This is a genomic window from Paenibacillus sp. CMAA1364, assembly GCF_054373195.1.
In genome coordinates this window covers 43,675-66,793 of sequence record NZ_JBITNB010000003.1, presented here as the reverse complement: position 1 = coordinate 66,793, position 23,119 = coordinate 43,675, and the positions used below count along the sequence as shown (strand labels likewise).

23 protein-coding genes and 1 pseudogene are annotated in these 23,119 nt (G+C 39.1%); 1 reads left to right on the top strand and 23 read right to left on the bottom strand.

Features of this window, described 5'->3' with window-relative positions; translation table 11 throughout:
- Positions 1-10 precede the first annotated feature (10 nt).
- The 17 genes from fliY to flgB form a co-directional block, all read right to left on the bottom strand.
- Positions 11-1,273, bottom strand: a complete 1,263-nt coding sequence (gene fliY, locus ACH8E3_RS03710) for a flagellar motor switch phosphatase FliY (protein WP_458631257.1) — start codon at positions 1,271-1,273, stop codon at positions 11-13.
- Positions 1,263-2,261: a flagellar motor switch protein FliM gene (fliM, locus tag ACH8E3_RS03705; RefSeq protein ID WP_458631256.1), complete on the bottom strand. Its 999-nt coding sequence runs from the start codon at positions 2,259-2,261 to the stop codon at positions 1,263-1,265. The genes fliY and fliM overlap by 11 nt, the downstream gene beginning before the upstream one ends.
- A gap of 37 nt (positions 2,262-2,298) precedes the next feature.
- The gene (locus tag ACH8E3_RS03700; protein WP_458631255.1) at positions 2,299-2,766 is read right to left on the bottom strand and encodes a flagellar basal body-associated FliL family protein; all 468 of its coding nucleotides are present in this window, start codon (positions 2,764-2,766) and stop codon (positions 2,299-2,301) included.
- Positions 2,763-2,987 carry a flagellar FlbD family protein gene (locus tag ACH8E3_RS03695; protein WP_458631254.1) on the bottom strand — a complete coding sequence of 75 codons (225 nt, stop codon included), beginning with the start codon at positions 2,985-2,987 and terminating at the stop codon, positions 2,763-2,765. Before ACH8E3_RS03695 ends, ACH8E3_RS03700 begins: the two co-directional genes overlap by 4 nt.
- Before the next feature lie 56 nt (positions 2,988-3,043).
- Positions 3,044-3,862 (bottom strand): flagellar basal body rod protein FlgG, encoded by an 819-nt coding sequence (flgG, locus tag ACH8E3_RS03690; protein ID WP_458631253.1) that lies wholly within the window; start codon positions 3,860-3,862, stop codon positions 3,044-3,046.
- 80 nt (positions 3,863-3,942) lie between these two features.
- Entirely contained in the window at positions 3,943-4,326 is a 384-nt protein-coding gene (locus tag ACH8E3_RS03685; RefSeq protein WP_458631252.1) for a TIGR02530 family flagellar biosynthesis protein, read from the bottom strand.
- Positions 4,323-4,841, bottom strand: a complete 519-nt coding sequence (locus ACH8E3_RS03680; RefSeq protein ID WP_458631251.1) for a flagellar hook capping FlgD N-terminal domain-containing protein — start codon at positions 4,839-4,841, stop codon at positions 4,323-4,325. The genes ACH8E3_RS03685 and ACH8E3_RS03680 overlap by 4 nt, the downstream gene beginning before the upstream one ends.
- A gap of 17 nt (positions 4,842-4,858) precedes the next feature.
- Positions 4,859-6,292, bottom strand: a complete 1,434-nt coding sequence (locus tag ACH8E3_RS03675; protein ID WP_458631250.1) for a flagellar hook-length control protein FliK — start codon at positions 6,290-6,292, stop codon at positions 4,859-4,861.
- Positions 6,293-6,321: 29 nt separating this feature from the next.
- Complete coding sequence (locus ACH8E3_RS03670; protein WP_458631249.1) at positions 6,322-7,248, bottom strand: MotE family protein; 927 nt, start codon at positions 7,246-7,248, stop codon at positions 6,322-6,324.
- A gap of 53 nt (positions 7,249-7,301) precedes the next feature.
- Complete coding sequence (fliJ, locus tag ACH8E3_RS03665; protein ID WP_458631248.1) at positions 7,302-7,745, bottom strand: flagellar export protein FliJ; 444 nt, start codon at positions 7,743-7,745, stop codon at positions 7,302-7,304.
- An 11-nt stretch (positions 7,746-7,756) separates the two neighbouring features.
- Complete coding sequence (gene fliI / locus ACH8E3_RS03660; protein ID WP_458631247.1) at positions 7,757-9,076, bottom strand: flagellar protein export ATPase FliI; 1,320 nt, start codon at positions 9,074-9,076, stop codon at positions 7,757-7,759.
- Complete coding sequence (locus ACH8E3_RS03655) at positions 9,063-9,923, bottom strand: FliH/SctL family protein (protein WP_458631246.1); 861 nt, start codon at positions 9,921-9,923, stop codon at positions 9,063-9,065. The genes fliI and ACH8E3_RS03655 overlap by 14 nt, the downstream gene beginning before the upstream one ends.
- On the bottom strand, positions 9,916-10,932 hold the full coding sequence (fliG, locus tag ACH8E3_RS03650; RefSeq protein WP_458631245.1) for a flagellar motor switch protein FliG: 1,017 nt from the start codon (positions 10,930-10,932) through the stop codon (positions 9,916-9,918). Before fliG ends, ACH8E3_RS03655 begins: the two co-directional genes overlap by 8 nt.
- A gap of 10 nt (positions 10,933-10,942) precedes the next feature.
- The gene (gene fliF, locus ACH8E3_RS03645; protein WP_458631244.1) at positions 10,943-12,523 is read right to left on the bottom strand and encodes a flagellar basal-body MS-ring/collar protein FliF; all 1,581 of its coding nucleotides are present in this window, start codon (positions 12,521-12,523) and stop codon (positions 10,943-10,945) included.
- Between the two features lie 34 nt (positions 12,524-12,557).
- Positions 12,558-12,869: a flagellar hook-basal body complex protein FliE gene (gene fliE / locus ACH8E3_RS03640; protein ID WP_458631243.1), complete on the bottom strand. Its 312-nt coding sequence runs from the start codon at positions 12,867-12,869 to the stop codon at positions 12,558-12,560.
- Positions 12,870-12,911: 42 nt separating this feature from the next.
- Positions 12,912-13,370, bottom strand: a complete 459-nt coding sequence (gene flgC / locus ACH8E3_RS03635) for a flagellar basal body rod protein FlgC (protein WP_458631242.1) — start codon at positions 13,368-13,370, stop codon at positions 12,912-12,914.
- Between the two features lie 5 nt (positions 13,371-13,375).
- The gene (gene flgB / locus ACH8E3_RS03630) at positions 13,376-13,783 is read right to left on the bottom strand and encodes a flagellar basal body rod protein FlgB (RefSeq protein ID WP_458631241.1); all 408 of its coding nucleotides are present in this window, start codon (positions 13,781-13,783) and stop codon (positions 13,376-13,378) included.
- Between the two features lie 833 nt (positions 13,784-14,616).
- Here flgB and ACH8E3_RS03625 point away from each other — a divergent pair.
- Positions 14,617-15,277 (top strand): annotated as a pseudogene (locus ACH8E3_RS03625) (transposase); the annotation flags it as partial.
- A 135-nt stretch (positions 15,278-15,412) separates the two neighbouring features.
- Here the strand turns inward: ACH8E3_RS03625 and hslU are convergent.
- The 6 genes from hslU to sucD form a co-directional block, all read right to left on the bottom strand.
- The gene (gene hslU / locus ACH8E3_RS03620; RefSeq protein WP_458631421.1) at positions 15,413-16,816 is read right to left on the bottom strand and encodes an ATP-dependent protease ATPase subunit HslU; all 1,404 of its coding nucleotides are present in this window, start codon (positions 16,814-16,816) and stop codon (positions 15,413-15,415) included.
- Positions 16,817-16,857: 41 nt separating this feature from the next.
- Positions 16,858-17,400 carry an ATP-dependent protease subunit HslV gene (gene hslV, locus ACH8E3_RS03615; protein ID WP_458631240.1) on the bottom strand — a complete coding sequence of 181 codons (543 nt, stop codon included), beginning with the start codon at positions 17,398-17,400 and terminating at the stop codon, positions 16,858-16,860.
- An 11-nt stretch (positions 17,401-17,411) separates the two neighbouring features.
- Positions 17,412-18,737: an FADH(2)-oxidizing methylenetetrahydrofolate--tRNA-(uracil(54)-C(5))-methyltransferase TrmFO gene (gene trmFO / locus ACH8E3_RS03610; RefSeq protein WP_458631239.1), complete on the bottom strand. Its 1,326-nt coding sequence runs from the start codon at positions 18,735-18,737 to the stop codon at positions 17,412-17,414.
- A gap of 22 nt (positions 18,738-18,759) precedes the next feature.
- Positions 18,760-20,859: a type I DNA topoisomerase gene (gene topA, locus ACH8E3_RS03605; protein WP_458631238.1), complete on the bottom strand. Its 2,100-nt coding sequence runs from the start codon at positions 20,857-20,859 to the stop codon at positions 18,760-18,762.
- A 51-nt stretch (positions 20,860-20,910) separates the two neighbouring features.
- Entirely contained in the window at positions 20,911-22,038 is a 1,128-nt protein-coding gene (gene dprA / locus ACH8E3_RS03600) for a DNA-processing protein DprA (RefSeq protein WP_458631237.1), read from the bottom strand.
- Between the two features lie 139 nt (positions 22,039-22,177).
- The gene (sucD, locus tag ACH8E3_RS03595; protein WP_458631236.1) at positions 22,178-23,107 is read right to left on the bottom strand and encodes a succinate--CoA ligase subunit alpha; all 930 of its coding nucleotides are present in this window, start codon (positions 23,105-23,107) and stop codon (positions 22,178-22,180) included.
- Positions 23,108-23,119: the final 12 nt, after the last annotated feature.

Here is a 23,119-nt window from a genome sequence, read left to right as displayed (position 1 = left end):
TAAACACACATTATTGTAATTTCTGCATTCGATCTAATTGACTGATAATCTCTATTACTCTAACACCAAAGTTCTCGTCAATAACGACGACTTCACCTTTAGCTACCATTTTATTATTAACAAGAATATCGACGGGCTCTCCTGCTAGTTTATCAAGCTCAATGATAGAACCTTGGGACAATTCTAGTATATCTTTTATTTGTTTATTTGTTCTACCTAATTCTACGGTAACCTTTAGTGGTACGTCCATCAATAATTCTAAATTATTGTGATCGACCTGTTGATAAGGTGCAGATTGTAAATTAGCGAACTGAACACCTTGGACATTCATATTACGGTTAGGTGCTCCATAATATTGCGGTTGTGGTGGAGCATAATACATCTGTTGGTTCGGATCGTACCCAGGAGGCACAGCGCCTGCATTACCTGGATATGGCATACCTTGTTGTTGTTCATGCCCTCCTGGAACTCCTACGCCCATCTGTGGATGACCGTGATTCATTTGTTGTGGCTGTGGAGGCATTGTTGCCGCAGCTACCTGTTGGACAGGAACTGGAGCTTCTATTTTTTGAACCTCTTCTGTTTCATTTGTACCATTAAGAAGGATTCTTACCATATCTTTAGCGAAATCAACTGGTAGCAATTGCATGATTGTTGAATCTATCAGATCACCAATCGTTAATCGAAATGATATTTTAATCAACGTTTCATCAGGAGGTAAATTATCAACCCCTTCACCATTTGGAATATTCAATATATCAATTCCTGGAGGTGAAATATTAACAAAGCGATTAAATAGTGTCGACATTGACGTGGCAGAAGATCCCATCATCTGATTCATCGCTTCTTGAACAGCACTGATATGAATTTCATTCAATTCTTCATCTTGTGGCTCACCTTCGCCACCCAGCATCAAATCTGCAATAACTTGTGCATCTCTCTTCTTAATTACAAGCGAGTTAATACCTTCAAATCCGTCCACATATGTTACATGCACAGCAACATGAGGTTTCGGAAATTCCTCTTCAAATCTAGATCGGGTAATAATAGAAACGGTCGGCGTCGTAATATCGACTTTTTTACCTAATAATGTAGACAAAGCTGTTGCCGCACTACCAAATGTGATGTTACCAATCTCGCCCAATGCATCTTGCTCAAGAGCTGTTAAAAAGTCATCTGTCGTTCCTAAACTTACAACTGAAGGTTCATCAGTATCTGCTTGCCGAAGTAGCGCATCAATTTCCTCTTGGGTTAAATAATCTTTACTCGTCATGTTCTTCAACTCCTTCACTAACAATTTCATCAATCTGTACTGCCACTCGGTCTTTTATCGTTCCAGGTGTACCTGTAAACTTGAGCAGATCACCAACTTTTATGGAAAGTCCTAAATTCACAGATTTATTTAGATTTATAACGTCTCCGACAGCAAGTCCCAAAAATTCAGATACAGATAGTTTAGATTCACCAAGTTCAGCGACAATATCTAATTTAGTATGCTTCACATGTTGTTGCAAAGCTTTCACTTGCAATGGTTCACTTTGTTTCTTCTCAGATACAAACCATTGATGTGCTGACAATCTAGACATGATCGGTTCTAATACGACATGAGGGATACAGATATTTATCATCCCCGTCGTATCTCCAATTTTGGTGCTTAGAGAAATCAATGCAATTGTTTCATTGGGTGATACAATTTGCATAAATTGTGGGTTCGTCTCCATAGCTTCCATTCGAGGCGAAATATCTAACACTGTCTTCCAAGCTTCTTGTAAACTCTCGAATGCTCTACCAAATATGCGCTCCATAATCGTTGTTTCTATTTCTGTGAGTGAATTAATCTTGGAAGGTGCATTCCCTATACCACCAAGTAATCTATCTAACATGGCGTACGCCACATTCGGGTGTACTTCCATTACCATTCTACCTTTGAGCGGTTCTGCTTCAAAGATATTTAATATGGTCATTTTGGGTATAGAGCGAATAAATTCATCGTAAGGAAGTTGTTCTACCTGAACAACACTTATTTGCACAAAGGTTCTTAACTGGGCAGAAAAGTAAGTTGTAAGATATCTTGCGAAATTCTCATGTATACGAGTTAAGCTCCGAATATGATCTTTCGAGAATCGTACAGCTCTCTTGAAATCATATGAACGTATTTTTTTCTGAGACTCTTCCTTCTTAAGTTCTTCCGCATCCATTTCTCCAGAAGATAGTGCAGCGAGTAGGGCGTCAATCTCATTTTGTGATAATACATCTACCAATCATCTCACCCCCTAACATTTTACTCCCTGTATTTCATTATATCGTTGTTAATAAAAATTCTGTGACCTCTATTTGAGTCAATTGTCCTTTAGTTAAGGTCTTATTAATCAAATTGATCAATTTTGCGCTCAATTGATCCTTACCATTTGCCCCTTTTAATTCTTCGGGATTCGTATCCGCTAGTGTTTTAAGGATAATTGGCTTGATTTTGATTTCTTTAATTTTATCAAACTCTTCTTTTGAAATCTTGCTATCCAATTGAAACGCAAAATTCATCAATACGATATAATCAAGATTTTCCAAGTTTGTCTTAATGCCTGTTATTTCAGAAGTCATTTCTACCATTTGATCAGCAGACAAACCTTTTGTTGCAACATTACTAACAGCATTACCAACAGCATCATTACCATCGCTAAATAACTTGTCGAATAACAAAAATGCTGCTAACACAATCAATGTTATAGCTAATAGTATCGTAATTAACCAAGGCAACATTTTTTTCATGGTAATTCCTCCGTATGTACTACTTTAATAGTTGCGTTATTCAGACCAATCTCATGGCTATATTGTTTAACAAGTGAGATCACTTCGTCTGCCTTTTCACGCACAATCATTCTTTTTCCTGTAACTAATGTGATGTAAGTATCAGGTGTTTCTTCAATCATTTCAATCATTAGCGCATTTAACCACATTTGAGAGCCATTGATTCTTGTAAGTGAGATCATTTTAAACCTCCTATGAAAATTTGGGAGAAGAGAGCCCCTCTCCTCCCGTTAGATCATTAGCGCTTCAAATTAACAACTTCTTGAAGAATTTCATCAGAAGTAGTAATAATACGAGAGTTCGCTTGGAAACCACGTTGTGCAACAATCATCTCCGTGAATTCACTTGTAAGATCGACGTTTGACATTTCTAATTGTCCGGAAATAATTGCTCCTGTGCCTGCTTCTGCATTATTTGCAGTAACAATTTCAAATTCGCCATCTGGAGTAGCATTTAATGTTATTCTGTATAAATTTCCACCTATCTTCTCAAGACCTTCTGGGTTTACAACACTCGCAACACCAAGTTGAACACCTGGTTCAGTCGTCCCGTCACCCATTTTCTGAATAATAGTTCCATCTTGAGCAATTGAGAATGAAGTAACATCTTCACCAATATTAATGATGCCACCACCTGAATCTAGAACAAAAAGTCCATCAGAAGTAACTAGATTGCGAGCTGCATCAATATGAAAGTCACCAGCACGTGTTAGAAAAGGAACTTCCTGCTCATCACCCATACTTACTAAAAAGAATCCATCTCCATCAAGGCGTAAATCTGTAGGATTATTAGTAGTCATTGCACTACCTGCTAAATGTAATGTGTCAATAGAACCTACGGATACTCCTAGACCTATTTGTTTGGCGTTCACTCCACCCTGAGTACCGTCTGTAGGTGGCGTTACTCCTGAAATGGTTTGGCTCATAATATCTTTAAACATGACACGACCAGATTTGAATCCTATCGTATTCACGTTTGCGATGTTGTTACCAATGACGTCTAACTTCGTTTGAAACCCCTTCATACCTGAAACCCCTGAGTACATAGATCTTAACATTCAACTATTCCTCCTTATTATATACATGGACTCCTTCATTCAATCCGCAGTCCACTGGCTTCCGGTTCGGGCCAGCCAGTTCAAGAAATGATGACAGCACTATCAATATTCGTAAACACATTATCCTTTATGGATACTCCATCCATAGCCGTTACAACTACTCTGTTCTTTACATTCACAATCAAAGCCATATCTTGCAATAATATAAGTGATTCTTTACTGCCTTTTGCAGCTGCTTGGTCTACTGCATCTGATATACGTTCTAGCTGTTCTTTAGGGATATCAATACCTCTTTGCTCTAATCGTTTAACAGCATGATTACTGAATTTGAGCATATTTTGCTGCAACAGTTGATCAAATGAGGTACTATTTACTGCCCCTTGTGAATGACGTATATTTCCATTCGCAGAAGTAGGATGTACAGGGGTAGGAAATATCTGCCCAATCATCAACCGATCACTCATATGGTATCCTCACTGCTATCTGGATTCGGTTCAGGAACGGTCTCACTCTTGTCCTGTTCAGGTTCAATTGGTTGTTCTACCTTTTCCGGGTTTCCAATTTCAAGTATTAAATTAACTGGAATTGCTACTTTTCCAACCGTTGCATACTGAACACCATCACGAACAACAATTGAACTTACAATACCTTTCAGAATATCAGAGTTACCCTTATCCGATTCATCAATCCAACTAATTTCTTTACCAATCAATCCAGATACACTTCCTAATGATTGATTCAACGTAGTTAACTGACTAGAGATATTCATTAACTGTTCAACGGACGTAAACTGAGCCATTTGAGCAATAAATTCTTTATCTTGTAAAGGTTGCATGGGATCCTGATTCTGAAGCTGAGTAATTAAGATTTTAAGGAATTGATCTTTCCCCATAATTGTACTGTCTTTCTTACTGGCTTCTTTAACATTACTTGCAGAATAATTCGGCCAAATATTGTTCGTCCCTATCATGTCCGGCATAGGCTCACCTCCTATTCTTACGCTTTCGCTGTAAATGTATTTCCTTGTTCAATAGTAACTTGTTCTGATAACCAATCATTTAATTCTTCTGTCATTTCTGCAATGGCCATGGAATCATCCGATTGACTTTCTCTTTCTTTGGATTTCCGATTCGATTGTTGCTGACCAGTACCTGGTTGACGACCATCATTATACATATGTGACTGAAGGTTTTGATTCTGTGTAACTTCCAGCCTTTCCACATGCAACCCTTGCGATTGAAGTGCTGTACGTAGTTGTGACATTTGCTGTTCAAGTAACCCTTTAGCCCCAGCATTCTCGGTCATAAAGCTAGCAATTAACTGACCATTTGAAACGGTTATCTTAATATCCACTTGACCTAAATGTTCTGGATATAAAGATATCTTAGCTTCTGTCATACCATTCAGCTTCACGATATCTAATTTACTTACAACAAGCTTGGTTACTTCTTCAGAGAACTTTTCTACAGGGACTGGTGCTGCTTTCAAAGGATTCTTAATCCCATCTCTCATCAATAGCTCACCGGCTGTTAAAATCCCTTGATCAGGTGTTATTTCCGTAGTATTTATGGATGAAGTATTCTTCACCGATACGACAGAACTTTCCTCTTCGGTGTTTGTAACTACTGTGTTTTGTAATGATTGAATCAATTGATCTAACTTCAATGTTGTTGATGCCTGTGTTGCATTTGATTGAACGACATTACCATTTCTCTGGGCACTCGCGGATTGATCAACTTGTGTAGACTTGGCACTATTGTTATTAAGTAGAACAAGACCCTTCACTGTTTCTTTATCCATATTTTCTACAGGAACAGCAATGTTCGGTGATTCTTCTTGATCCATCTGATTCAATATCTGATGCATAGAAGCCAACAATGGAATAGATTGAGCCATCGTAGTATTCATCATTTCGTTCTTCGATATCATGGATACTAATTGATTTACCGCATCTAGCACCGCGAATTTAATGGTTTCAGGTTGTTCTGCCAACACACTAGATATTTGAGCATTGTGGTCCATCTCCATATTCCCATCCGTATTGGTATTTAGTAGTGCATTCGCTTGTTGTAACCAATTACTTAGAAGTAACATGATGCTTGGATCTGTCTCAATTAACTCATCTATTTTACTTATTTCCTCAGTTAATCCATTTAGAATTCCTTCGACAACATCTTCATCCGAAGTTGTATCACCTTGAACAGGCGTATTCTGAAGAAGTCCCTTTAACAACGAAGAAACATCGGTAAGAATAGATACATGGGGACTTGTTGTTCCATTTCCCATGAGTTGCGAGAAGGTCTGTTCACCCACAAATCGAATTCCTTCACCTGAGTTTACGTTAGCATCGCCGGAAACCTTCCCAGTAGTTGCAACTCCATTGCTAGAACCAGCACTTTTAGCAGACATATTTTGAAATATTAGCGTCATTTTTTCACCTCCTTTCAAGTTATATCTATTTATTTACTCATTAACTTATTAAGTATAATAGCGGCTGTACTAGCATCACTTGTTGACATGTAACCTAGTATAGATGATCGTGTCGCATCCGTAACCGATCTAAGGATCTCCAATGTCTTCTCTGGGCTAATCTTATAAATTTGAAAGAGAAGGTCTGAAGCTGCTTTAGGTGTCATATTAGCAAAAGTCTGACTCAGTTGGTTCTTATTCAAGTTCGTCGGCGTTGGAGCAGATGCCGTATCATTCTTTTTAAGACGAGATTGTAATGCCGCAATCTGCAAATCACGAGCTGGTTTGAAATCCTTCATCAATGCTGTGGTTTCTGCAGCTACTTTAGGATCCATCTTTTCAAGTATGGCAACTTTATTCTCATTCTTCATTGAACTAAATAGTAAAACGGTTTCTTCCAAGGTCATATTCTGTAATATGGGTGCAGCTTTACTTGGACTCATATTAGAATACATTTTGGCAAGGTCAGTAATCTGTTTCTGATATTCATCTACAACCGTCTCATCCGTAACTACTTCAACCTTTTCTTGCTTCAAGGTGTCAATCTGAGATTGTAAACTTTTCAATTCTATTTCTTGTATATTCCTAAGCTCAACAGCGTCTACTAACTCCGTCTCTTTAGCTTGTAGCTGTGTGGTTAATTTCTTCACTTCAGCTTCGTTGCTCTTCATTTCGTCTTTCGTTTGTTGCAACTTGGTTTGTTCTGGATTCAAGTTCGGTTCTGGCACCCATTTCTGTACAATCGGAATTTTATTAGCAACTCCTAAGAAGGCGTTACGCATATCCATATTGAATAGAATTAATAAAACACCCACTAGAACAATCGTGAAAATAATGGGGATAATGAGCACTAAGAATCGTTCCATGCCCCCTGTTGACTCATTATCATCTTCAAATTCATTATATTTACTAACCACGTTAATTCCCTCCCTAAGGGACAAGACATTCGTACATGCTTACGATTCATTTTCTAGCGATGATTCATAGCAAATCTTACGGTTGCTATTTCATCAAGTTCGTTTTGTTCGCGAAGTTGCATGTCATGCTGAAATTTTCCTTTTGCTTTCTCGCGTGATTTCATCCACACTTTTTCATCTAACATCTTCTCTGTTAAATGACCTTGACTGTTACGTACAACCACGTCGGCCTTACGAATATCTTCATGCTTTTTCACCATGTTTTGTTCCAAGTGTTCAACATAAGAATGTATCGCTTGAACTTTAACAACGGAAGCAGAATATGCAAATTCATGTTGAAGTTGATTCATCATTTTAATTCTAAGGTTTTCTAGTTCTCGCAAGGAATCCTCTTCTTCTCGTAATTTTGCAATTGCATTAGATAACATCCATTCAGCTTGTGTCTTCTGGTTACCTTTCAAATCCACAATGTTCTGAAATGCATAATCAAATCTCATAATTCAACCATTCATCTCCTTGAAAATTCAGTGATCAAGCGATCTTTCACTTCCTGAAACGTTACCTTTTCATCGACTTTTTGCTTGCTGAATTCCCAAATCTTCTGAATGAATTCTATGGATTCATCGATGCTTTGGTTGGATCCTCGTTGATACGCTCCAATATTGATCAAGTCCTCTGACTCGGTATATATAGCAAGCAATCGTTTCAAGTTCTCAGCAGCATCGTTATGATCATCTGAAGAGATGTCCTTCATCACTCTACTGATGCTTGCAAGAATATCAATAGCTGGAAAATGTCCTTTGTTAGCGATATTTCTATTCAGAACGATGTGTCCATCTAAAATACCTCGAACCGCATCGGCGATAGGTTCATTCATGTCATCTCCATCTACAAGAACAGTATAAAAGGCCGTAATTGAACCTGTAGGACCCGTACCTGCCCTTTCCAATAGTTTCGGAAGATTAGCGAAGACTGATGGTGTGTAACCTCTCATCGCTGGGGGTTCACCTATCGCAAGTCCTACTTCTCTTTGTGCCATGGCATAACGGGTAACGGAATCCATCATGAGCATCACATTCATTCCTCTATCTCGGAAATACTCTGCAATTGTTGTAGCTATTAGAGCACCCTTGATACGAATTAAGGCAGGTTGATCGGATGTAGCTACAATAACCACTGAGCGTTTCAGACCTTCAGGACCCAAATCTCGCTCGATGAAATCCAGAACTTCACGGCCACGTTCACCTATAAGTGCAATCACATTGACATCAGCAGATGTATTACGAGCAATCATTCCCATCAACGTACTTTTACCTACGCCTGATCCAGCAAAAATACCTACTCGCTGTCCTTTACCAATAGACAACAATCCATCAATCGCTCTGACGCCAATACTAATTGGTTCAAGAACTCTTGGTCGATTTAATGGGTTAGCAGGAGGTCTAAAAGTTGAACAAAACGCCATCCTTGTTGGAATGAGTGATCCATCTAATGGCTGACCCAATCCATCCAAAACTTTCCCTAATAACTCTGATCCTACTTGAACACTTAGTGGCTTACCTGTACCTACCACATCACAACCAGGTCCGATGGACTGAAGATCCCCAAGAGGCATTAGAAGCACCCTATTATCTCGAAACCCAACTACTTCAGCTTGTAAAGGCTTAACACTTTGACTTGGATAGATATAGCAGACATCACCGATATTTGCATCAGGTCCTTCCGACTCTACCATCAGTCCTATCACTTGTGTTACTTTACCATTCACTCTTACAGGATCTATTTGACTTAAGTGATCTAAATAACGTTGACTATCAAGCATATTCATCCTGATTTCTCCGTTCTTCATGATCTAATGCAATACGGATTAACTCTTTCTTAATTTCAACTAATTGAGTGTCGATCCTTGCATCAATACTTCCCAATAATGAACGAATGACACACCCTCCATCTTGCACAGTAGCATCTGGCAAAATCTTAAGTTCTGCTTGTGAATCAATGACTAGGGATAGTTCTTCTCTAGCAGCTTGTACAAAAGTATAATGAGCAGGGGCTACACATAAAGTTATGATTCCTTGCTCTCTTTTTCTAGCTAGGTTCTTTCGAATTAGATCAATCATGAATCCACTCTCGATAGTTAACTGTTTTTCGATAACCTTCTCAGATATAGCAGTGCTCAGTTCTACTAGAAAGGGCTCAGCTTCTTGAATAATCTGATTCTTGATGCGGTAAGCTTCTTCGAGAACAGTCTGTGCTTCAACCATCATTTCTTCTACTTTTGATTGAAGCTCTTCTTCCACTTTCAATCTACCTTCTTGATGCCCTTGGTCAAAAGCTTCAGATTTAACAGCTTCTATTAAATCTTCATCTTGTTCACGCCGTTCGTTCCACCACTGTTCGATGGATTCTTTGGCGTTTGCTAACAAGTGTTCAGCTTCTAGAGATGACTCTCTTAGTTGCATCTCTGCAAATTCCTTCGCATCATGAAGTATTTCTGCTCTTAGCATCTCTGTCTCTTCATCGATCAACTTCACTTCTTGAACTTGATCTGAGATCGTAGTTTGAGTTTCTTCTTGTATATCTTCGCTTAGACCATTGTTATATTGTTTCGACAAATCCAATTCCTTCAGCATTTCCACTGGCATATACTGTGAATGCTTGATCAAATTAGACAATGATGTCATCTCCCCCACCGCGTGCAATAATAATCTCACCGGCTTCTTCCAATCTTCTTATCGTCCCAACAATACGTGTCTGGGCTTCCTCAACGTCTCGCAACCTAACAGGCCCCATAAACTCCATCTCTTCTTTGAAAGATTCTGCCATACGCTTAGACATATTACGGAATACCACATCTCTAACTTCTTCACTAGCAACTTTGAGTGCAAGCTGTAAGTCGGCATTCTCAATATCTCTAATGATTCGCTGAATCGATCTATTGTCGATGTTGACGATATCTTCAAACACAAACATACGTTTCTTAATATCTTCAGCTAATTCCGGATCTTGAATTTCTAGCGCATCGAGTATCGTACGCTCAGTACCACGATCAACACCATTCAGTATTTGAACGATAGATTCAAGACCACCTGCATTGGTAAAGTCTTGTGTAACAGTTGAGGAAAGCTTCTGTTCTAGAACTCTTTCCACTTGATAAAGAACTTCTGGAGATGTGCTATCCATCACAGCAATTCTTCTAGCTACGTCCGCTTGCTTCTCTTGAGGTAGTGAAGAAAGAATAGCTGCCGCTTGCTCGAATTGTAAATATGATAAGACCAAAGCTATAGTTTGAGGATTTTCATTTTGTATAAAGTTCAATATTTGACTTGGATCAGCCTTACGTGCGAAGTCGAAAGGTCTTACTTGAAGTGTAGCTGTTAAGCGGCCAATAACCTCAAGTGCTTTAGCAGATCCAAGTGCCTTTTCTAATATTTCCTTAGCGTAATTAATACCACCCTGGGAAATATATTCTTGTGCAATACATATCTGATGGAATTCCGACATAATCGTATCTTTTTCAAGACTATCTACGGTTCTTACGTTAGCAATCTCAAGCGTTAATTGTTCAATTTCTTCATCGCGCAAATGTTTGAATATTTGTGCAGAAACCTCTGGTCCTAAGGTAATAAGCAAAATCGCTGCTTTTTGACGACCACTCAACCCTTGCGTATTTAACTTTGACATGTAGCCACCTCTATTCGTCTGCCAGCCATGTACGCAGCAAGTTGACGAATTCGTCTGGTTTCTTTTTCGCCAGAGTTTCGAGCTGTTTACGCACTTGACTTTCATTGGTCATACTTTCCATATTGATGGAAGGGAACTCTGTTGGTACTTGTAATGGAACATCTTCTTCAAATTCCTCATTCCGATTACGTCTGCGATAGATGAGGTACCCACCTACTGCCAATAGTGCCAATACTGCTAGACCAATCCCCCATAACATTCCAGCGGAAAGGTTGATTCCTGCCTTGCCATCATCATCAACGGCATTATAATTTTGCGAATAGACCGAAACTTTCTTATCTAGATCTGCGTCTGTATATATAATTCCAGAATCTGCTACAGATGCTCTTACAATATTGACAAGAACGTTCTTAATCGCGTCTTGTGTCACATCATCTAAATTATTTTTTCCTGTAGGTGGTTCAACCGCTACATTAATGGTTAAGTCTTTAACAGTATATGGACTGGATATGATATCTCGTGTGATTCTATTAACATCATAATTCACTGTCTCTGATAATTCTTCAGACGTTGTAGTGCCTGAAGCGTTATTGCTTGGATATCCCGGAATTTCTTCTTGACCGGTTCCTGGCACCCCACTATCTTGTTCATTGCTGCCAGAATAATTCTTAGATATCTTTTGAACGCTTATTTCAATACCTTTCATATCTTCTTCATTTACAGGTGTAACCATGTTTTCTTTACTAGCAATTTTGTCGAAGTTAAGTTTAGATGCTACGAGCACTTCTACCTTACCTTCACCTGTAAATTGGGTTAGGAATTTTTTCACATTCTGTCGCACTTCATTCTCAAATCTCTTCTGAAGAGCAAAATTCGCTTCTAATGCTGTGTTTACAACACCTTGTCCACCCTTGATTGTTGATACTAATTCAACTTCATTATTTGAGATTGTAATATTCTCAACAGGAAGATTGGGAATGGCAGTCTTCATTAAATTATAATAACCATCAATTGCTTCTTGATTGGGCCGATAGCCCATCTTGAACTGTAGGACTGCTGAAGCAGTTGCTTTATCTTCATCACCAGTACTTGCAAAGACACTTGACTCTGGCAAGCTAATAAGCACTTTTGCATCTTGAATTCCGCTCATTCTCTTCAATAATTGTTCTACTTCACCATTCAATGCATTGTTGTATTTAACGTCAAATTCGCTATCCGTCATCCCCATGGTAGAAGAACTTTGTTCAAAGATTTTATAACCAATAGAACCATTCTCTACAATTCCTTGGGAACCAACATCTACTTTGGCACGTGCAGACTGTGTAGTTGGTACAGAAATACTTTTTCCGTCCGGACTCAATTTATAAGCGATATTACTTTCCTCTAAATGAGTCATTATCCCCGCAGCATCTGATGCATTTAAATCTTTAAATGCTACTTCATATTCCGTTTTTGATAACATCATCGTAATAATAATGATCGATCCTATAACTAATGCTAATGTTGAAATAAAAATTATCTTTTGATTTTTACTAAAATTATTCCAAAATTGGATAATTTTATCTTTATACCCGTTAATTTTCTCATTCACAATGTCACCCCACCCGAAGCTCAGCTATAACTCTCTATAATTGTATTCGCATAATTTCTTGATACGCTTCAATCACCTTGTTACGAACCTGTGCAGTCAATTGCAGACTTAATAAAGCTTGTTCAGCTGTAATCATGACTTCATCTACATTGACTTGTCCAAGTAATAATTTTTCATCCATACTATTAGCATTTGTTTCTTGATCTGCAACACTTTGTATGGCATTTTCTAAAAACGCACTGAAGTTATTCAAAGATTCTATTGGTGTAGTGGACTCTTGTACTTTATTGTTTATCATTTGAAGAGGTTTAACTTGTTGGGTATTAAACATTGTATTTGTAATCATTGTTTTCCCTCCAATCTTTTTGATCATGCTAAGATGTTTGAGTTATCTTCCGATCTCTAGTGCTTTCATAACCATGGATTTCGAAGCATTTAACGCTGTTATGTTAGCTTCATAAGAACGAGAAGCCGCTATCATATCGATCATTTCTTTAGCGACATCAACATTTGGCATCATAACATATCCTTCTGCGTTTGCATCAGCATGTGTTGGATTATACACAGGTTTGAAGGCTGCTTGATCTTCCTCGATGGATTTCACTCTAACACCAGTACCAATTCCTTTAGAAGAATTTCCGTTCATTTGTGTTTCTAACATTTTCGGAAAATTCGTTTCATTTGGAGCAAACACTACCATTTTTCGACGATAAGGCACTGCTTGACCATTCACAACATTTGCTCTTGTTGCTTCTTGATTGGCAATATTAGAAGAGATAATGTCCATTCGAAGTCTTTGGGCCGTTAATGCAGATGCACTTATTCCAAAACTATTACTTATGGTCATTGTCTCTAGCTCCCTTGCACTGCTGTACGCATCATTTTGATTTGTTGGTTAACCAGTGTTATGTAAGAATTATAACGAAGTTGATTGTCCGCCAAAAGAGACATTTCTTGCTCAATATCGACATTATTCAAATTATTGTTCATGACTGTCGATTCATCTTGGCTAACCTTTGGTGAAGGAACACCTGATACGGGTCCAATCACAAAATGGCGCATGTCCGTCCTAATCCCCTTTAATCTGGGCATGCCATCATTCATATTCTGTTGCAACAAGCTTTCAAACGACACTTCAGATCGTTTGAAATAAGGTGTCTCAGCATTAGCGATATTGTTAGAAATCACTTGCTGTCTGGTGTTTGAAGCATCAATTGCTGTCTGAACCTTCTGGAACGTCACACCGTTTAACAGATTCAATCCTGTCCCCTCTTTCAAAAGTTATACTTTATATAAATCATATGATTTGTACATTTCGTTAGGTTACTACTCTTATTTTAATCTATATACTTACATAATATTATTCTACACAAATGTAAAAAACCCTCTTATTTCGACATGATTCCTTTAAAATTCATTCTATTGTCGCTTTTTTTAAGCACTTTGTATTATTTTAGATCTTTTTGTCGTATAGGCTAATTTTCTTAAATATCTAACACTATTACAATAAGATAAAAGCCCTATCTTTCTCTTTTATGGGGGTACTATTCTATAATTTATATTTTATTTTAGAATAATAGTCAAAGATGTGCGCTGTTGTCACTGTTTAAATTAGAAGTTATACAAATAAGTACCATTAACTAGATATATTTCACAATAAAATTAAGAGGGAATTAGACTTCATTCTCAAAATGAGTAATAATAAATAGTTCTAAATGCCTATGTACTTAAAAACTGATTTCTATACGTATCCACATCAAATCATTATCGAACAATTTATTTATCTAAACTCTGAATATTTTCATAAATAAAACGGGGCTGTCCCATAAGTCATGCAAATGGCTAGGAGGGACCCCTTTTTGTTTTTTGTAAGAGGAAAACAAGGTGTCTGAGAGGACGCTCCGCGAACGGAACATTTCTCCAATCGCTGTGATCTCCAAATTTTTGGATTAAAACCGCTCAGCGGTTGAAATTCGGAGACCAAGGCGACCGCTATCGCTTATACGAAATCGTTCCGTCCTCTACGCTACTTTAAGCAGACTTTTGCAACTTTTCAACCGAAAACAACACAAAAAATCGCTCTTTTTGGTAAAATGGAAGTACCAGCAACCATTTCAAAAGGAGCGATTTCTTTATACATTCAATATACCATGGACCAACTTTGCCTGCCAATGAATTTAGAAGATGACATTCCAGAGAATCACCTCTTTCGACTTGTCAATGCAGCCGTAAATCAGCTGGACGATGCGATCTTTAACTCAGCGTATCTATTCCTCCCATCCAATTGCGAAGTCGATTAGAGAGAACATTCCCTTCATTTGGTTGGCTGGGCGACAACGCCCAGACTTTCGCACCATCAACCGTTTCCGTTCCGAAAGAATGCGGGATGTTCTCAAAACTGTATTTACTGCCGTTCTTCAATTTCTAGCTGAAGAAAAATACGTTTCCCTCGAGCATTACTTTTTGGACGGCACTAAGATCGAAGCCAATCCGAATCGCTACACTTTCTTTTGAGCTAAATCCGTCAGCAATCATAAAATGAAACTACAAGAAAATGTACATACTCTGTTTGCCACGAACGAAGCCGGAGAACACCTAGATTAGCACGAACATCAAGGTAAAGATCTCGCTGAACTTGGCGAGTCTAACGAAATAAACAATGAGATACTCGAGCAAGTAACGCAGGAACTTGAAGCTCAGCTATTAGAAAGACCCAAAGACAAACCTCTAAAAAAAGTCGTTCGGAAGCTGCGATTGATCAAAAACGTAGAGCAGCGATCCTCCAATAACGGGAGAATCGCTGCTTTTTTGACTTACACTATTTTGAGAATGGAGAGAACCGGTCTTCGCTTGTAGAAAATATACTTATGGGACAGCCCCCTTCTACATTTATAAGATATACTGACTCAGATCACGATCTTGTGCTATATTAGATAACTTTTCACGTACATACTCAGCAGTAATTGTCATGCTGTCTAACGTTAATTCGGGAGCTTCAAAGGATAAATCCTCTAACAGCTTTTCTAGAATCGTATGTAGCCTTCTAGCACCGATATTCTCGGTATTCTGATTCACAGTTGCAGCCATTTCAGCAATCACACGAATGGCCGCAGGTTCGAAATGAAGTTCGATATCTTCCGTCTTTAACAACTGTACATATTGCTTCGTCAAAGCATTCTCTGGCTCTGTCAATATGCATACAAAATCCTCCAGTGTTAAACTGTTTAATTCAACACGTATAGGAAAACGACCTTGTAGTTCTGGTATTAGATCTGACGGCTTTGCCATATGAAAAGCACCTGCAGCAATAAACAGAACAAAGTCCGTCTTTACAGGTCCATACTTTGTCATAATGGTTGAACCTTCAACAATTGGAAGAATATCACGTTGAACACCTTCTCGTGATACATCTGGTCCATTTCCTTTACCCGTACTAGCCACTTTATCAATTTCATCAATAAAGATGATGCCAGATTGTTCTGCACGCTGTATAGATTCAGAAATCACATCATCCATATCAATAAGCTTGGCTGCTTCCTCTTGAATCAGAACTTCACGAGCTTCTTTAATTCGAAGCTTTCTTTTCTTTGTTTTTCTAGGGAGCATGCTACCGAACATTTCTTGCATATTCATTCCCATTTGTTCGTTACCTTGACCAGCAAATAGATCCATCATAGGTGAACTTGTGTCATCGACATCCACTTCAATCAAGTCATTCTCTAGGTTACCAGACAATAAATCGAATTTAACTTTTCTTCTACGTTCTATAATGTCTTGATCTGGTTCTTTCTCTTCTGCCGCTGGTTGTTGATTGGTGTTATTTCCGCCAAACAGCATTTCAAAAGGATTACGCTGACCCTTATTACTCTTAGTTGTTGGAACAACAATCTCTATAATACGCTCATTAGCCATCTCAACTGCTTGCTCATGAACCTTGTCCGTTCGTTCTAACTTGACCATTCGTATCGCGATTTCGACTAAATCACGTACCATGGATTCGACATCACGACCAACATATCCAACTTCTGTGAACTTCGTTGCTTCAATCTTTACAAAGGGGGCATTTACCAACTTAGCAAGTCGTCTGGCAATTTCAGTCTTACCTACTCCTGTTGGACCTATCATTAGAATATTCTTAGGAACAATTTCATCTCGTATTTGTTCAGGCAGCTTATTACGTCTATAACGATTGCGTAGTGCAACAGCTACAGATTTCTTAGCTTGTTTTTGTCCAACAATATACTTATCTAGTTCACTAACAATTTGCCTGGGCGTCAAAGATTCATTGATCATCATTGTTTCCTCCACCCTTTTATTTATATATCATATCTAGTTTACAATTCTTCCACTAGAATATTCCCATTCGTATAGACACAAATTTCAGATGCAATTTGCAAAGCTTCTCTTGCAATATCCTTAGCTTCAAGTTGAGGTGCATGTTTCTTCAACGCTCTACCCGCTGCCAATGCAAAATTTCCACCAGAACCAATAGCAATCACATCATCATCTGGTTCAATGATTTCTCCGTTGCCAGAAATAAGAAGCATGCCTTCTTTATCTACGACAATCATTAGTGCCTCTAATTTACGCAGAATACGATCTTGTCTCCAGTCTTTTGCCAATTCAACAGCTGCTCTTTGAAGATTACCATGATGTTCTTCAAGCTTTACTTCGAATTTCTCGAATAGCGTAATCGCATCAGCAACAGAACCAGCAAATCCTGCAATGACTTGACCACGATAGAGGCGCCTAACCTTTTTAGCTGTTGTCTTCATAATTACACTTTCGCCAAAGGTGACCTGGCCGTCTCCAGCTATGGCCGCTTTACCATCATGTCGAACTGCACAAATCGTTGTCGCATGAAAGGATAGTTCCATTCGATAACCTCCTATTGATCTACATCCGACTCTTGCTTAAATACACGAATACTTTCAAGTGCTCGCTCAGCTAAAGCCTCGTTCTTTTCCTTTTTGTTACGAATCTTCTTCTCTAGACTAGGTAGAAGCCCAAAATTAGCATTCATCGGTTGAAAATGTTTGGTGTCCGCATTCGTAATATACTGCGCCATGCTTCCTAGTGTGCTCGTCGGAGGGAATATAAGACATTCCTCACCAAGGGCCACTCTAGCTGCATTAATTCCTGCCAAAAGTCCAGATGCAGCTGATTCAACATACCCTTCTACACCCGTCATCTGACCGGCAAAGAATAGCTTAGCATCATCCTTCAACTGGTACGTAGGTTGAAGCAACTTAGGTGAATTAATAAATGTATTACGATGCATTACGCCATATCTTACAATCTCTAGATTTTCAAGGCCAGGAATCATGCTAAACACACGCTTTTGTTCGCCCCATTTAAGATGAGTCTGGAATCCGACCAAATTGTATAATGTACCTGCAGCATTATCCTGTCGTAGTTGAACTACCGCATATGGAAGAGTTCCTGTATGTGGATTCACCAAACCTACAGGTTTCATTGGACCAAACAGCGCCGTCTGTCTACCACGGCTCATCATAACTTCAATAGGCATACAACCATCGAAATATATCTCTTTCTCAAATTCTTTAAGTTCAGCCACTTCAGCAGTAATTAATGCGTCATAAAACGCATTAAATTCTTCTTCATTCATAGGACAGTTTAAGTACGCAGCTTCTCCTTTATCATAACGCGAGGCCAAATATACTTTATTCATATCGATGGAGTCTTTCTCTATAATTGGAGCAGCAGCATCATAGAAATAGAAATACTCTTCTCCCATTAACTTTCTAATCTCATTCGATAGTGCTGGGGAAGTAAGAGGACCTGTCGCAATGACAGTGATCTCCGTTTCAGGTATATGTGTAATTTCTTCATTAATGACATCAATCAATGGATGTTGATGAAGAGTATTTGTAATTTCACCAGAGAAGCCATCACGATCTACTGCAAGCGCACCGCCTGCAGGCACAGCATTTCGATCTGCTGATCCGATCACTAATGAATTCATCATTCTCATTTCTTCTTTTAGAACACCTACCGCATTACTTAAGCCATTTGACCGTAATGAATTACTACACACTAATTCTGCGAACTGATTCGTATGATGTGCAGGCGTTTTTACAACAGGGCGCATCTCATATAACGTAACAGGTACACCACGACTTGCTATTTGCCAAGCCGCTTCACTTCCCGCTAGTCCAGCACCTATTACCGTTACTCTTTGTGGTTCTTTCAACTTCACGACCTCCTGCTAATTATCAATCTGTAACATCATCGTTGTCTTCAACTAATTCCACATGATCACACACTGTACATTGAAGTTTATTTCCTTGTTTATTACGTTTCTCTATCATTAATGAATCACATTTCGGGCACGGCTTCAGTGAAGGTCGATCCCATGACACATAATCACATTCTGGATATTTATCACATCCGAAGAATATGCGTCCTTTCTTACTACGTCTTTCTACGACATGCCCTTCTTTACATGTAGGACAGCTTATGCCGATATCCTTAACGATTGGTTTCGTCGTTCTACAATCTGGAAATCCTGAGCAAGCCAAGAATTTACCGAATCGACCCATTTTATATACGAGGAATTTACCACACTTTTCGCATATCTCATCTGACACTTCATCTTCTATTTCAATTTCTTTCATTTCTTCTTCAGCTACGATAAGTCTTTTCTCAAAAGATTGGTAGAATTGATCAAGTACTTTAACCCAATCTTCTGTGCCTTCACCCACAAGGTCCAAATCATTTTCCATATGTGCGGTAAATTCTACATCCAGAATTTCTGGGAAGAACTGTTCCATCTGCTCAAGCACCAATTCACCTAGCTCGGTTGGCATAAACTTCTTTTCTTCCATCGCGATGTAACCACGTTTTTGAATAGTCTCCAAAGTAGGGGCATATGTACTCGGACGCCCTATACCTAGCTCTTCCAGCGTCTTCACAAGACGTGCTTCCGTATAACGTGGGGGTGGTTGTGTGAAATGTTGCTTCGGTTCAACCTCTTTCTTAGTCAGCTTGTTACCCACTGCAAGAGTCGGAAGAAACTTCTCATCATCCGTAGTACCATCGTCATTGCCTTCCACGTACACCTTCATAAACCCAGGGAATCTCACCTTGGAACCGACTGCGCGGAACGTAGCTTCCCCTGCTGATATATCAATAGACAGTGTATCTAGCATTGCTGAAGCCATCTGACTTGCAATCGCCCGCTCCCACACCAACTTATACAGTCTTAATTGGTCACGACTTAAATAAGGCTTAACACTTTCTGGCTCTCTAAGAATAGAGGTTGGTCGAACCGCTTCGTGTGCATCTTGCGCATTAGCAGCTTTTTTAGAGAATTGACGTGGTGTTTCTGGCACGAAATCTGCTCCGTATTTATTACCGATTAACTCTTTGATTTCTTCAGCTGCAGAACCCGCAATTCTTGTAGAGTCTGTACGCATATAAGTAATAAGTCCGACTGTACCTTCTTTCCCTAATTCAACACCTTCATAAAGTTGTTGCGCAACAGACATCGTCTTTGCAGCTCGGAAATTAAGCTTTCTTGCAGCCTCTTGCTGTAGTGAACTTGTCGTAAAAGGAGCTGACGGATGCCGCTGACGCTCTTTCTCTTTCACTTCACTAACTTTGTATGAGGCGCCTTTTATTTGCTTCATGACTTCTTGTACGTCCGCTTCACATGATAATACCTTCTTCTCACCGTGAATTCGATGGAATTTCGCTTCAAATATTGTATCACCTTTAGCTAGTTGTGCCGTTATGCTCCAATATTCTTCTGGAGTAAATGCATCAATCTCATTCTCACGATCAAGAATAATCTTAACTGCAACGGATTGTACTCGACCTGCTGATAGACCCTTTTTGACTTTCTTCCATAATAGGGGGCTGATTTTGTAACCAACCAATCGATCAAGAATTCTACGAGCTTGTTGTGCATTTACTAAATCCATATTAATTTTACGTGGTGTTTTAAATGCATCTTTCACAGCCTGTTTGGTAATCTCGTTAAATACAACCCGACAATCTCCCGTAAGATCAACATCAAGTGCCTGGGCTAAATGCCAAGCTATAGCTTCCCCTTCACGATCCGGGTCAGCTGCTAGATAGACATATTTAACTTTTTTTCTAGCATCTTTTAATTCTTTTAATATAGAACCTTTGCCTCTAATCGTAATATATTTAGGATTGAAGTTATCCTCAACATCAACACCAATTTGGCTTTTGGGTAAATCTCTCACGTGTCCCATAGATGCCTTCACGATATATTTACTACCTAAATATTTTCCTATCGTTTTCGCCTTAGCTGGCGACTCTACGATAACTAGTGAATCAGCTGCCATTAGGTCATCCCCTCTCCAACAATTACACGTTCTACTTCTCATTTAGCTTCATTATATAATCTTATATATTGCACCAGGTAATTGAATAATCTGCTTTTTTATGATTAAAGATAACAGAACTGAATGCAAATGTCCAAAAACCCAATGACTATGCAGTAACAATTCATCCACTGTGAAAGGACCCTGCTCGAGTATATGGTATAGTTCAACCTCATCTGTTGTCAAATCATCTTTTGCAAAACCCGACACTTTTATTTCTCGAAGTCCCTTTATTTCCATCTCATCATTTGACTGTTTCAATAGTTGAGATTCATATTCTTCAATTATATCCTGTCCACATGTAACCATCTTTGCACCTTGCTTAATTAAATTAAGAGCGCCTTTACTTTTAGGAGACGTTACAGGTCCCGGAACAGCATAAACATCCCTTCCAGCATTCATAGCGGCATCTGCTGTAATTAATGATCCACTTCGAATATCTGCTTCAACTACCACCGTTCCCACAGTTAATGCAGCAATGATCCGATTGCGCTGAGGAAATAATCCGGGATGCGATGGTGTACCAAGTGGATATTCTGTCACTACCAATCCTTTTTTAACAATCTGATCAAATAGCGATCTATTCTCTGCTGGATATATCATATCCATGCCTGTCCCCATGACTGCGATCGTCTTTCCGCCACATGTCAGTGACGCTTCATGGCATACCGTGTCTATGCCCTTGGCTAAACCACTAATAACGGTGATGCCTGCATTGCAGAGCTCTTCTGCGAGCACAGCACCCACCCTACGTCCATATGCTGTTGGAATTCTTGTGCCTACCATCGCCACACTTAGTGTTTGAAGTAAGATATGTTGACCTAGACAATATAACACCCACGGTGGTTGATAAGCTTCCTTTAATAACGGTGGGTACTGCGCGTCAAAAATCGTGATGACTTCAATTCCTCGTAGACTTCTATCATGATCGCGCTTCTCAATGCGTTCGTATGATAATTGTACATTAATCATTTTAGCCTTATCTGTAGGCAACCCAGCTTTCTCCCAATCTTGTATACTATAGTCTATCATTTGATATGATAGTCTTTTAATTTTCATCACACGATCTATCGTCTTCCATCCAATGCCCCCCAGTTCATGCAAAGCGATTAACATGTTACGCTCTTCTTCGTTTCTCATATAATCCTCCTTATAATAGTAAGAATAATTAATCTGCGATGGCTATAGACGTATTTCAACATAAAAAAGCAACCTTCTCATTCCTGAAGAGGAATAAAAAGGTTGCTTACCTAGTAAAGGTTCGATATTGTATATTCTCTTAACGTGATTTACATTGATCCAGAATACCGCGTTCTTCCAATACACTTATAAGTGTAGAACCCATCTCTGCCGGTGTAGGAGAGACTCTAATTCCACATTCTTCGAGTTTAGCAATCTTTTCTTCTGCTGTTCCCTTACCACCAGAGATAATTGCACCTGCGTGTCCCATTCTTTTTCCTGGAGGAGCTGTAACACCTCCGATGAAACCAACGACAGGTTTCGTCATATTCTCACGAATCCATTCTGCAGCTTCTTCTTCTGCCGTTCCACCGATTTCACCTATCATGATAACCGCATACGTATCTGGATCGTTGTTGAACAGCGTTAGAATATCAATGAATTCAGATCCCTTCACAGGGTCTCCGCCAATTCCTACAGCTGATGATTGACCGATATCACGTGTTGTCAATTGATGAACAGCTTCATAGGTTAACGTTCCACTTCTAGATACGACACCAACGTGTCCAGGTAGATGTATATAACCAGGCATAATCCCAATTTTACATTCACCCGGTGTAATGACCCCCGGACAGTTAGGTCCGATAAGCACTGTCTTTTTACCTTCTAGATAGCGAGAGACTTTGATCATATCTAATACAGGAATACCTTCTGTAATACAGATAACCAGTTCCAACTCTGCATCAATCGCTTCAAGGATCGAGTCTGCAGCGAAAGCTGGTGGAACATAAATCACGCTTGCGGTCGCACCCGTTGCCTTTTTCGCTTCAACAACGGTATTGTAGACTGGTAAACGAATTGTTTCTCCATTCTCCAATGTAATATCTACATTTGTACCACCTTTGCCTGGCGTCACGCCACCTACCATTTGTGTACCATATTCCAATGCGCCTTGCGCATGGAACAATCCTGTCGCACCAGTAATTCCTTGCGTAATAACTTTGGTATGTTTATCGACTAAAATGCTCACGGTTACTTCACA